This is a genomic window from Deltaproteobacteria bacterium GWC2_55_46 (assembly GCA_001595385.3).
Taxonomy (GTDB): Bacteria; Desulfobacterota; GWC2-55-46; order GWC2-55-46; family GWC2-55-46; genus UBA5799.
On record LVEI03000001.1, the window covers coordinates 192,153 to 204,622 of the forward strand.

The window sequence follows — 12,470 nt, forward strand, 5'->3', positions numbered from 1 at the left end:
TTCATGCGAGATACCTGTAGAAAAGCCTTCCAAGTATCCTGTTTGAAAAACCGGGTATGATCCTCAGGAACGCGCCTGCTATGCGGGCGGGATGGGCCCCCTCGTCCTTGAGCACTGCTTTTCTCTCGGGGCTCTGGATATAATATAACGGCGTGGCTGAAGCCCCCCATCTCGTTTTGAAATCCATGAGGCCCCTGTTCCCAATGTAGGTCCTGCCGAAGTCGAAAACCCCGTATCCTTCGTCTGAGGCCTTTTTGATAGCCGACCATAGCGCGAGCTGTCCCGCCCCGTCGCGAAAGTACCTCTCATCGGTAGCCCCGAACTTGTAGTAGACGGTATCCCTGAACCTGAGGCAGAGCGCTCCTGAAGCCGCGCGTCCACGCTTCCTGACCATTATGAGGAAGACCAGCCCGTACGGAGAAAGGGTATTCCACAGGTTTTTGAAGAAGGAGAAAGGCTGCACAGGAGCGCCCTGCCTCTTTCTTGTCATCACGTGAAGCCCGTAGAAATCCCTGAGGTCGTTGATCGACGTGCCTTCAAAGGCCTCGATTCCTGCCCTGAAGGCCTTTTTGATCTGCCGCTGGACGCAGTCCTTGTGAAAGGAGGCTATGAGCTTTTCGGTGTCGTTTGTGAGCTTGAGAGAGAAGTTTACGTAATTGTCATATGCTGAAAAGCCGCGGATGGGTTTCTTGACCGATGTCCTCAGCTCTATAGACCCATACGGGTTATCCTGCATGCGCGCGATCTGGTCCAGAAAGTTTTCCTCTTCATGCCCCTTGAAGACCGGGCCGCACACATCCGAGAAGGGGTAGGATACGAGCCTCGATCCGGAAAGGATGCCCTTGATGCTCGCCGCTGGCATTGCCGCTGAGATCTGCCCCTTTAGGATCATCAACAGGTAAAGGGGCTTTATCCCATACGTCAGCTCTATAGCCTTATGCCAGGCAGAGTGGTGATAGACGGTACTGCCATCGCATGAGGAGACGAAAGAGTCCCAGTTGACCGCGCCAATTTCCTCGATGGTGTATAAATGGATACGGCCGATGGTATCGGTCAAAAGTTCAGCATCCTTTTAAAGAAATCGGCTACATTTATCGAGTCAACGTCAGACGAGATCGCGAATGCGCACTGAGCGCCGTAGGGCCATCTCCATAGGCGCAGGAGAGGGTAGGGCGCTTTCTCGACCATCTCAAGGAGCGGCCGTCTGTCGTTATCTCCGAACCTCTGGTAGCCGTCGATCAAGAGGGCTTCTTTATGTGGTTCTTCCTCAACGGTTACGATAAAGCCCTCTTCCGAGAGGAATCGTCTTACATCCGGCGAACAACTGTTGGACAGTTGTATCGTGTGTTTTTTCCAGTCGTCCGTCTCAAAGCATGAATATCCGTCTCTCATCGACATGTCAGCAACCGAGTAGATCCCGCATATCGACCTGTCATCATGCTGCCTCTCAGTGCGCTTCATGAGCACCGCTGATTCAGGAGGCGCGGTGAGTCTCAGCCACGCCCTGCCGTTTGTGTTTTCGATCTCCCAGGCTGACGACTGCCTCCGTTCCCACCAGGCGGTTATCTCACCCAGCGTGGCAAACCATACCTTCGGAGACTTCTCCCTGGCCTGCTCTGCGAGGACCTTTATCGTCCTTTCGAAGTACCTGAACCTTTCTGGGTGGAATAAAAGGTGGAAGAGCTCGCCTCTGGAGTAGATCTTCTCGAAGATAGAGCTCCATACCCCGGTTATGGCCGAGCTCTCCTTTACACGGTATCTCTCGAAGAGCATCTCGTCGTCTGGCGCTGTTATGGGGATATCGATGAGCTTGCCGGCCTGTGACGGCAGCGAGATCGCGACCTCATGGCTCGATGTATTGTAGAGGAGCCCGAGCTTTTTCATGTGCCGGTTATAGCTGGCCTTGGGATTTACGCCCTCGTCCCAGAGTATCAAGTTGTTGCTTGTCCAGAGAAAGCGGCTTTTCCCCAGGGCCGCCATCGTGTCCCCGTTGTAGCTCAGGTACGGGCACCGAAACCCGTTGACAGGCAGGCGCGCTTTCTCGAAAGCCGCGTAGCTTTTCTCCACCAGGTCGCATTGTTCCTCGAGTCTTTTGAGTTTCATGTTGGTGTGTACGTAGCCGTGGGCGGCGAATTCATGGCCGAGGTCCCGGAACCTTTCAAAAAAGCTGTGATGGCTTTCAAGCAGGTCCCCGGTTACGCAGAAGGTGACCCTAACGCCAATCGGGCCGAGCCCTTTTTCAAGCGCTTCCATCATCTCGGTGAACCTCTGCCTTCCGAAAGAGTATCTTAACAAGACCTGAAGCGTGCGCTCGATGGAATGAAAAAGGCCCTTGGTCTCGATGACGTGACTTAGAAAGCCTATCGACAAAAGACGCCCCCGGTGTGGTCGACTATGAGCTTTGCGACCCTTTGCTGCTGTTCATACTTAATGCCCGGGTACATGGGGAGCGAGAGTATCTCTGCGGCGACGCGTTCCGTAACCGGGAGGTCGCCTGTTGTCAATCCAAGGTGCCGGTACGCGTTCTGAAGGTGAAGCGGAACAGGGTAGTGAAGCCCGGTCGAGACCCCCGCGTCTGAAAGGCGCCTCTGCAGCCCGTCCCGGTCCTTGACCCTTATGACGTAGAGGTGGTAGACGGGGCGGCTCCCCGGGTGCTCTGCGGGGAGCACGACCTTATCGGTTGCGAGGAGTTCTGAATATACGTGAGCGCGCTCCCTTCGCATCTCATTCCAGGCCGGGAGGCGGCGGAGCTTGACGTCGAGGAACCCGGCCTGTATCGCGTCCAGCCTGCTGTTGTATCCTTCGACTTCGTGGTGATACTTCTTCGATTGGCCGTGGTCGCGTAGCATCTTTATCAACTGGTCTGCTTCCCGGTCGTTTGTGGTGACCGCGCCTGCCTCACCGCACGCCCCGAGGTTCTTGCCCGGATAAAAGCTGAAAGCCGCGGCAGCGCCTATTGAGCCTGCAGTCCTCCATCTGTTCTCGGCCTTTGAGAAATACGCCGCCCCGTGCGCCTGGCAGGCGTCTTCTATCACAGTAAGCCGGTATTTGCGGGCGGCTTCATTGATGGCGTCCATATCGCATACCTGTCCGTAAAGGTGGACTGGGACTACCGCGGTAACGGTGCTCCCGGTCTTGCGGTCAACCGGCCTTCCGTCCTGAGAGATATCACAGCAGGACTCGATGTACTCGCACAGGCTTGCCGGGTCCATGTTGAATGTAGCCTCGTCTATGTCTACGAAGGCAGGTCTTGCGCCTGCCTGTGTTATCGCCTCGACTGTAGCTATGAACGTATTGGCGACGGTAACGACGGTCTCTCCGCGTTTTATCCCGGCTGCCATAAGCGCGAGCCGCAGCGCGTCTGTGCCGCTTGAGACACCCGCGCAAAATGAGGCCCCGCAGTAGGCCGCGAAGTTCCCTTCGAAGTCCTCTACAGCCTGTCCTCCTATGAACCTTGCGCCTCGGAGCGCCTCCCTGAAAACAGATACCAGCTCCTCCTCCAATTCGATGTGAGGGGAGGTGAGGTCTACAAATGGCGTTGAAAGCAGCGCCTCTGGTTTATTCATCTTTCATGCTCCTCAGTATTTTTGCGGGGTTCCCGGCAACTATCGTGTCAGGCGGGACATCACGCGTTACAATGCTGCCGGCGCCCACTATGGCGTTCTCGCCGATAGTGACCTTGCTTAAGATGGTCGCTCCAGAACCGATAGACGCGCCTGTTTTTACGAGCGTAGTCTCGACCCGCCAGTCCGCTTCGTTCTGGAGCCTGCCGTCCGCGGCCGTCGCCCTCGGGTAGGCGTCGTTTATGAATGTCACGTTGTGTCCTATGAAGACGTTGTCCTCCAGTTTCACGCCCTCGCATATGAATGAATGGCTCGATATCTTGCAGTTTTTGCCTATGGTCGCGTTCTTCTGTATCTCTACGAACGCCCCGATCTTAGTGTTCTCGCCTATGGTGCAGCCGTAGAGATTTATAAATCCGCTTAGCTTGACTCCAGCTCCGAGCCGGACGTCATGGGCGATCCTGTTGAAGTCTGTCGATGTCTCGCTTTTTACCGTCATAGCGCCACCATCCTCCCGTTGTTCCTGAGGGATTCGTCGCACGCCTCAAGCATCCGCACTACCCTGAGGCCTGCCAGGCCGTCGTTGAAGGGACGCTCGTTGTTCCTGACGCAGTCTATGAAGTAATCTGTCTCGAGTTTGAGCGCCTCGCTCTGGTCTACTTTCGGCGCCCACATGTCCCCTGACCGGTAGCTGACGAGAAGATCGTATATGCCTTCCTTCGAGGTCACTTGCACCCCCCTGTCGTAGACCTTTATCTTCTCGTCGGCGTCCATGTCGTTCCAGACGAGCATCTTCTTCTCTCCGCCGATGAGCGTCGTTCTGAGCTTTACCGGCGAGAGCCAGTTCACGTTGAAGTGCGCTATGACGTTGTTCGGGAAGTAGACCATTATGTAGGCGATATCCTCTTTCGAGTTGATGTGGGCCTTGCCGCTCGCGCCAATGCCTATCGGCTTTTCTTTCACCAGGTAGTCCATTATCGACAGGTCGTGTGGCGCGAGGTCCCATATTACGTTTACGTCATGCTGAAAGAGGCCCAGGTTCACACGGGTCGAATCGTAGTAATAGAGCTCGCCAAGGACCCCGTCATCTATGATCTCCCGTATCTTCTTTACCGCGCTGGTGAAGAGGAAGGTGTGATCGACCATTATCTTGAGGTTCTTCTTCTCGGCTATCTCAATCAGTTCCTCCGCCTGCGCCGCCGTCGCGGTGAAGGGCTTCTCGACGAAGACGTGCTTGCCGTTCAGGAGCGCCTCCCTTGCAAGTTCATAGTGGGTGCTTACAGGCGTGATGACGGTCACTATATCTATCTCAGGGGAGGTTACGATCTCGCGGCTTTCAGAGGTCGTTTTTATATTCGGGCAGTTCCTTTTCGCGCGCTGCAGGGCGGCAGGGTTCTTGTCGCATATCGCCACAACTGCCGCTCCTTCAGCGGAATTAAAGTTCCTTACGATGTTCGGCCCCCAGTAGCCATAGCCGATAACGCCTATCCTGATCATTATTGGTTGCCCCCTTTGACTCAGTAGGCGCCCTTGCTCGATATCATCGAGAAAGGCGTGAGGAGGATTATCTTGAGATCCAGCCATAGAGACCATCGTTCGATGTACTTGAGGTCGAGCCTTACCATGTCGTTATACGTGGTCATGCTCCTTCCAGTAACCTGCCAGAGCCCCGTTATGCCCGGTTTCGCCTCGACGACCCTCCGCCAGTGCCACAGCCCGTAGTTTTCCAGCTCATATGGGATGGGTGGCCTTGGGCCGACAAGGGACATGTCGCCCTTCAGCACGTTAATGAACTGAGGTAGCTCGTCGAGGCTTGTCCTCCTCAGGAACCTGCCTATAGCCGTCACGCGGGGGTCGTCCTTTATCTTGTAGACCCTTGCCTGGCCGTTGCCGCCAGAGTAGGCACTGTCCTCTGTTATGAGCTTTTTGACGTATTCAGCGTGCATCTTGTCGTCAACGCCCTGGCGCATAGACCTGAACTTGAAAAAAGTGAAGAGTCTTCCGTACTCTCCGATCCTCTGCTGCTTATAAAAGACCGGCCCCCTCGATGTGAGCTTTATGAGCAGCGGCAACGCGATGAAAAAAGGCAGGAAAACCAGTATGCCGAAGATGCTGCCAATGATGTCCAGGGCCCGTTTCGCGATCAGCTTCTTTTTCTTCTCCGTGTCCCTGCGCGCAAGGTCGGGGTAGAGCTTGAAATCGACAGGTATGCCGCTTCCTGGACCTGTTCCCTCCGGGAAAATATGGAAAGAGAGCTTGAGTTCAGCTGCCACGTTCCCGAGAGCGTCTTCCGCGAGGAGGCACCGTGTTACCTTTTCCCTTAAGGGCTCTATGCCGGAGGCGCCGGTCTCGGAGAATATGACGCCTACCACATGGTTGTGCCTGTACCATCCCTTTATGTCTGTCTCCCGTGTTATATCGCTTACCTTGCGCGAGACGATGGCGACAGTCTGGGGCGAATCCGGTCTTCCAAGGATGTTTTCAAGGTCGACGAGCATCATGAGGAATGGTCTGCCGGAACGCTCTGCCCTCCTGCGCTCAAGGTAGACCATCTCGTTAAAGTAATCCTCTACGTACAGCCCGGAATCCGGCTCCCTCAGAAAGTCCGAGCATTTGAAGTGGAAGATATTGCTTCTTATGTATCGTTCAGTACTCTTCAGGAGTTTTTTCATTTTGGGTACCCGGGCAGGCTACCGCCGTTGAGGCGCCGGTTGCCCCCCCTTTTAAATTTTTCATCTCGGTTAAAGGTTGATACGTATGACTACTCTCAGCAGGCTGTTATCATGCACCTGTCGATCACGACCCTGACATTTATCGATTTCAGCAGAATGCTTACACGTTCCATGCCTGTCATCTCGCGTTCGAATATCGCTGGAAGTCCCTCGAAGGGGCCCCCATTGACCACTAGCTCCTGGCCGGGGGAAAAAACCTTTCTGATCGTAATAACGCCGTCCTCTATCCTGCCTCTTATCGATTTGACTACGTCATCGTTTATCTCTGCCGGGCCGTTCTCGTTCCTCAAGACCCATTTGACGCCCCTTGTGTATTTAACAAGGTGGTACTCGCGCATCTTGTCGAACCTGGCGAATATATAGCAGGGGAACAGTGGCGAGATGACCTCCGCGGCCTTGTTCCTTTGATATCTGCGCTCCACTATCTTGGGGTTAAGCACCTCGAACCCTGCATTCGTAAGCAGTGTATCGACGTTGTCCTCGTATTTCGGTTTAGTATAGACCAGATACCAGCTCAGCATTGTTTTCCTCCGTTCATCGGAAAAACACTACCCCTGTCCATTCCGTAAACGCGGAACGGCCTTTGTCCGGCCTGTTTGAGGCCTTTATGTCGCGGGATGGCATGGAGGATAATGTTTCCACGGGTTCCACGCCTGATTGATCAGCTTGAGCGAGCTCTTATGAAGATGGTATTCGCTCCTTCCGGCGAACAGCCGGTCTTTGATGAAGTTCCCAGGTCCCCGTAAACGGCTTGCAGACAGGCTTGGGAAGGTCAGTAGTAGTATTTTTTCATGTGAACGTCATCCGCTCCGTTCAGCACCACTCCGACAAGGTTTTTAAGAGGCAAGGCGCCTACCGCTTTTTTTACGAGGTCTTTCGGTGTGCTGCCAGCCCTGACCACAAGCAGAAGCCCGTCTACCATGCGTGACAGGATGTTCATGTCAACGAGCGGGAGTATCGGCGGAGCGTCTATTATTATGTAGTCGAAGTGCGCCTTTACGTTGTCCAGCACGCTCCTCATGCTCTGGGAATCGAGCAGGACCGATGAGTTCTTCGCGCTTGCCCTCGCCGGCAGGAAATAGAGGTTCGTGTCGTCAAGCCTGTTAATGGCTGACCGTAGGTCCGCGTCCCCATTTATGACGTCTATGAGGCCGTTCAGCCGCCCCATGTTCAGGTAGCCCGACGATATGGCGGGGCACCTGAGGTCGTTCTCCATCAGCAGGACCTTCTTCCCGAATTCCGTCGCCATCAGGTACGCGAGGTTGATGGCCGTTGTCGTCTTTCCCTCTCCCTTGATGGCGCTGGTTATGGCTATCGTCTTATATGAATTCTTGAGGCTCAGCTGTTCAAGCCTCGTGTACAGTATCCTGTACCTCTCGGCGACCATCGGTTCCTTGCTTTCTACCACGGCAAGCGGCTGCTTAAGGCTTAGCTTGTCGCTGAACGCGCCTGCCTCGTTGTATTCGTCGTAGATGTCTTTCGATGAGGCCATCTCAACGCTCCATTCAGCTGACGGGGGAGGGGAGGTGACCATGCCGCCGATGAACTCGTCATAGGCCTTCCTTTTGACGGGGTCCATGAGGGTCTCATATATGTCATCAAGCTGCCGGAGCTTCTCCTCGCGCTCCTCCTGCGAGTAGAGCGAGTAAAGTGCCATCGAGTCGCCACTGTAAAGGCCCTTGGCCTTCCTGTAAGCCTCCTCGATCAGCTCTCCAGAGGCAGTAGCCGGTATTTCCAGTAGCTCGTAATGTGTCTTCTCTTCCTTATGCCTCATGGAGCACCCTTAGATTTGGAAGGTTATCTGCTGTGATACCCTGCTCTTATCCAGAAGCCGCGCGAGGCAGGCTTCCAACGACCTGGCGGCGGCTGAGTTATGGAAGTGCACCATGAGCGGGCGTCTGCTCCTGACCGACTCTCCAACGCATTCTTCGTAGCCGAGTGCGCCAATGTAATCGATGCGGACGCCGAAATAATCCGAGCAGGCCTTTTCTATCGAGGCGCCGATCTCGCTGTCGCCTCCGTTCTTGGCCTGGTTCATTATCATGGATATGCTTGTGTTCCTGAGGTCCTCCCTGAGCATCCTGCCCTGGTTGAAGTCGGCCATTATCAGCTGCTCTGTTATGTCTGATACCGTCTTCACGCGCTGCGACCACTTGTCGCTGAAGATCTTCTGAAGCAGCCCCTTCAAGACCTCGTCAGGCTGTGAATCGGCTATCGTCTTTATCTTCCGGAGGAAGAGGCACTTCAGGAACCTGTAGTTGTTCTCTATGGTCGTCGGCTCCGGTGTGGCTATTATTATCCCCTGGTTTGACATCAGGAACATGTCGAGGATGTTCGCGGAGGTCCCCGGTCCGATATCAAGGATGGCGAAATCGTATTCCACCTTCTTGAGAGCCTGCCTGAGCCTCGCGACCTGGGTCGATTTGACATCAGCCACGTCGAGAGAGTCCTTCGCGCCGCTTATGAGGTCCAGGTTGGGGAAAGGCGTCCTGGATACGAGAGATCCGAGGTCGGATATCTCGTTTTTGAGGAAGCTGGAAAGAGATCCCTTGCCCCCTTCGACACCTAAAAATGTGTGAAGGTTGGCGGCGCCCAGGTCCGCGTCCAGAAGCAGTACCTTTTTGCCCTGCTTCGACAGGGCGATCGCCATATTGGAAGCGAAAAGGCTCTTGCCCACGCCGCCCTTGCCGCCGCCCACAGCCCATACCTGCGTGCCGAAAAGCGATGTGACGGCTACCGGCCGCGGCCTTGCCTCAGGCGCTTGTTCATTGCTCTGGGGCATTTTTTCGCCGTTGATCATCTTTTTGAACCAGTCGAAGTTAAGCACTTGCGGTCCTTCCTTTTACGACCTTGAGCTCAGGCTTTGTCTTGCCAGCGTCCGGCAGGAAAAGAGGGATGCTGGAAAGCACCGGTATATCGATGGTCCCTTCGAAGTCTTCAGGCTTCCTGAACGCCGGGTTTAGGAACTCGAAGAGAAATACGAGGCCTGTGCCGAAGGCTCCGCCGCCAAGCAGTCCTAACGCGCTCACGAGCGGCTTGTTCGGATAATCCGGGCTGTCCGGCAGGTTCGCCGGGTCAACGACCCTGAACCTCGCGCCCTTCTGCCTCTTCTCAAGGTTCTCGGCGAGCCTTGCGTTCATCTTTTTGCCCAGCAGCCCCTGGTAGTTATCAAGCGATATCTGGTAGTCTCTCATAAGGTCGGACTGCTGCTGCTCTACATTGGGAGTAAGTTCAACTTTCCTCTGGTAGTCGGCCATATTACGCAGTATCTCGTTGTCACGCTGCCTGAGCGTCGATATCTGGGACTTTACCGACATGAGCTCGGCGTAGGCCGGGTTCATCACGTCCAGAGAGTTTTTCCTGCGTTCTTTATCCGAGCCGCCAGCATTTTCATCGAGCCGCGCCTCAAGGTCTTTTATCCTCTTCTTAAGGATTATGACGTCAGGATACGTCTCCTTGAACATGGAAAGGAGCATTGCGAGCTCCCCCTTCGCGCTCTCCAGCTCGGTTGCAAGTCCGCCTCTCATCGATGAGGAAGAGGCTGGGATGGGGCCATAGCTTAGCTGCTCTTCAAGGACGTTTCTCCTGTCCTCGTTAAGTTTCAGGTTCGTCGTCACGTTCTGAAGCTCAAGCTGCAGCCTGTCGAGCGTGCGCAGGTTCGCCTCAAGCTGCTCCGGGAGCGCGCCCATATGCGCCTGCTTGAACTCCTTTATGCTCTGCTCCTGCTTTTCGAGCGCCTCTTGAGCGCTGTCAAGCTCGCTCGTGATGAACTCCGACGTGCCTTCGGCGTACTGCTCCCTTACCCTCAGGTTCTCCTCTATGAAAAGAGAGGCGAGCGTGTTCGTGACCTCCATGGTCGTCTGCGGGTCGCTCCCCAGGTACGTTATGCTGAAGGCGTTGCCGCCTGAGCCCTGCCCCTTCTTGCCGCCGGCCTCGCCTATTACCGTGAACTGGATGTCTTGGCGCATCTGCTCTATCGTGTCTTCCGGGGTGCTGTAGTCGATATCGTTCCCGGTGATGTAGGCCAGCGCCCTGTCAAGCCTGCTCGGCCCCTGGTCTTCGTAGAGCTTGTATTCCTTTATTATCTGGTCGAGCTTCGTCCTGCTGAGTATCTGCTGGCTTATGACGTTAAGGCGCTGGCTGAATGGCGTCCTGTCCGTTGGCGTGACGTATTCCTCCGGGATCTGCTGCTCCTCGACGACTATCAGGGTGCTCGAGCTGTACTTCTCAGGTATCTCGAAGCTGAGCATCAACCCCACGACGGTCCCGGCCGCGAGCGGTGCCAGGAAAAGCCACTTTCTGTAGATGAATACCGACAGCTGGTCAAATATGGTTTTTTTGGGCTCTTCCATGTCGTTCAGAACCTCCACTCTCCGCCTGTTAGCGTTAAGTTGACGAATATTTTACTCCGTGTAAGCCCGGTCCCGAGGTCGTCGCCAGGCCATTGCTGGTATTGGGAGATGCCTGTGCCCAATATCAGCCACTTGTACGGCTGCCAGTTCCCTGAGACCTCGGCGATATACGAGTTCAGGTCAACCGCGCCTTCGGGCTCCGACTGGCGCTTCGCAACCCCGGTGTAAAGCGAGGCGAATACGTTCCTGGCGAGGGTAAAGTCCCAGATAAAGGTCACAGCGTCGCTTGTTATCAGCCTGTCGGTGAGGCCGGTGGGGTTTGTCAGGTCTCTTTCGTACGCAAGCGACATCACCGAGTCCTTGAGGGTTTTCTTTATCCCCGCGTTAGCCGTGACGAAAAGCTCGTCGCTTCCGTCGAGCCCTTTCGCGTAGGAGACCCCGCCGCCGAGGTCCAGGTTGAGTGTTGCTGAAACCGCTTCCGCGATTCCAGCGCTTACCCCGTGTGTCTGCACAACGTTGCTTCCGTCAGATTCGAAATCGTAGTTTGTGTAAGAGTAAGAAAACCTTGCCGTCCCGCTCCGGCTGTAAGCGTATTTCCCGGTGAGTGTTGCCGAGTCAGAACGGCTGTCCACAAAGGCCGGGTCGTCGAATCTCTGAACATAGTCCCTTAGTGTCAGCAATACCTCTGTATTCCTGGTGGTCTGCCTTCCTATATTCACAAAGGCGTTGTTCGTAAGCATGTTCGTCCTTGTCAGGAGCACGCCCTGTTCGAAACCTAACGCCCTCAAGGAATCCTGCGTGTAGTTGAAGTTGTCTCCAGCCCCGAATTTCCATCTGCTCGTAAGGCTTGTGTCAAAAGCGATCCCGGCGCTGTGCGCGATGTTGTTAAGTTCGCTGTTGTTGGTATGGTAATCGGCAACCAGGCTGTAGTAGCCTCTAATATCGTAGCGGGCCCTGTCCCTCGCGAACTCGAACCTGGGTATGACCGACGCTACGAAGTCGCTTCTGTCAGATGTGCCTGACTCTGCCAGCCTGGCGTTAGAGTCGTACCTCAGGTCAAGCGTCACGGAAGGTACGACCGTGTTTGACTGTGCGTACGCGGCGCCTGGTATCGCGAGCAGGACCGCTGCCAGCAGAGCGACTATCCTTGGTCTAGCGCACAAAGAGGGTGTCTCCGGGCTTTAGTACGACGTTTTTGTCCCTCTTTTCGTCTTCGTCAACTATATCGCTGAAGCGAATCTTGATCTTCTCGGTCTCCTCGCCCAGGTTTTCCCTGACGAGGACTATGCTATTGGATGCGAATTGGCTTAAGCCGCCGGCCATCGCTATGGCCTGCAGCAGCGTCGTCCTTCTCGATACCATGTAAGTGCCAGGGTTCAAGACCTCGCCGAGCACGAATATCTTGTAGCTCCTGACGTCCTGGACGATAACCGACGTGATGGCGGTCTCCTGGTAGGCCTTGAGCCGGTTGTTTATCTCCTCCCGCAGCTGTATCGGCGTAAGCCCGGATGCCTTTACGTCGCCGATGAGCGGAAGCGTGATCATCCCGTCCGGCCGCACCTGTACTGTCTTGGAGATCTCCGGGTTCTTCCATACCGATATCTCAAGGACATCCTCTATGCCGATGAGATAATCCGGGTCCTGCGCTGTCCCTTTATCCTGTTCCTGCTTCTCCTGGCTTGCGGCCTTCTTCGAAGACTGGGCTTTCTTTTCAGCGGCCACAGCCCCTGTTGGGGTAGAAGCCATGAAAAACGCCGTCAGCAGTATGAAAAGCGCCGGTAGAAAAAAGATTTTTTTCATTTGCTCTGTCATTTCAAGAAGAC

12 protein-coding genes are annotated in these 12,470 nt (G+C 55.0%); all 12 read right to left on the reverse strand.

Features of this window, described 5'->3' with window-relative positions:
* Position 1: 1 nt before the first annotated feature.
* On the reverse strand, positions 2–1,057 hold the full coding sequence (locus A2V21_300945) for a hypothetical protein (GenBank protein OIJ72947.1): 1,056 nt from the start codon (positions 1,055–1,057) through the stop codon (positions 2–4).
* Positions 1,054–2,370, reverse strand: coding sequence for a hypothetical protein (locus tag A2V21_300950; GenBank protein OIJ72948.1), 1,317 nt, complete (start codon positions 2,368–2,370; stop codon positions 1,054–1,056). The genes A2V21_300945 and A2V21_300950 overlap by 4 nt, the downstream gene beginning before the upstream one ends.
* Positions 2,361–3,566 (reverse strand): erythromycin biosynthesis sensory transduction protein eryC1, encoded by a 1,206-nt coding sequence (locus tag A2V21_300955; GenBank protein ID OIJ72949.1) that lies wholly within the window; start codon positions 3,564–3,566, stop codon positions 2,361–2,363. Before A2V21_300955 ends, A2V21_300950 begins: the two co-directional genes overlap by 10 nt.
* Positions 3,559–4,062, reverse strand: a complete 504-nt coding sequence (locus tag A2V21_300960) for an acetyltransferase (GenBank protein ID OIJ72950.1) — start codon at positions 4,060–4,062, stop codon at positions 3,559–3,561. The genes A2V21_300955 and A2V21_300960 overlap by 8 nt, the downstream gene beginning before the upstream one ends.
* Complete coding sequence (locus A2V21_300965) at positions 4,059–5,060, reverse strand: oxidoreductase (GenBank protein ID OIJ72951.1); 1,002 nt, start codon at positions 5,058–5,060, stop codon at positions 4,059–4,061. The genes A2V21_300960 and A2V21_300965 overlap by 4 nt, the downstream gene beginning before the upstream one ends.
* A 20-nt stretch (positions 5,061–5,080) precedes the next feature.
* On the reverse strand, positions 5,081–6,235 hold the full coding sequence (locus A2V21_300970; GenBank protein ID OIJ72952.1) for a hypothetical protein: 1,155 nt from the start codon (positions 6,233–6,235) through the stop codon (positions 5,081–5,083).
* Between the two features lie 95 nt (positions 6,236–6,330).
* Positions 6,331–6,816, reverse strand: a complete 486-nt coding sequence (locus A2V21_300975) for a hypothetical protein (GenBank protein OIJ72953.1) — start codon at positions 6,814–6,816, stop codon at positions 6,331–6,333.
* 251 nt (positions 6,817–7,067) lie between these two features.
* On the reverse strand, positions 7,068–7,682 hold the full coding sequence (locus A2V21_300980; protein ID OIJ74996.1) for a hypothetical protein: 615 nt from the start codon (positions 7,680–7,682) through the stop codon (positions 7,068–7,070).
* A gap of 396 nt (positions 7,683–8,078) precedes the next feature.
* On the reverse strand, positions 8,079–9,077 hold the full coding sequence (locus A2V21_300985; protein ID OIJ74997.1) for a hypothetical protein: 999 nt from the start codon (positions 9,075–9,077) through the stop codon (positions 8,079–8,081).
* Between the two features lie 37 nt (positions 9,078–9,114).
* Complete coding sequence (locus A2V21_300990) at positions 9,115–10,665, reverse strand: hypothetical protein (GenBank protein OIJ72954.1); 1,551 nt, start codon at positions 10,663–10,665, stop codon at positions 9,115–9,117.
* Positions 10,653–11,810, reverse strand: coding sequence for a hypothetical protein (locus A2V21_300995; protein OIJ72955.1), 1,158 nt, complete (start codon positions 11,808–11,810; stop codon positions 10,653–10,655). Before A2V21_300995 ends, A2V21_300990 begins: the two co-directional genes overlap by 13 nt.
* A complete protein-coding gene (locus A2V21_301000) occupies positions 11,800–12,459 on the reverse strand; it encodes a hypothetical protein (protein ID OIJ72956.1) in 660 nt (219 codons plus the stop codon). Before A2V21_301000 ends, A2V21_300995 begins: the two co-directional genes overlap by 11 nt.
* Positions 12,460–12,470: the final 11 nt, after the last annotated feature.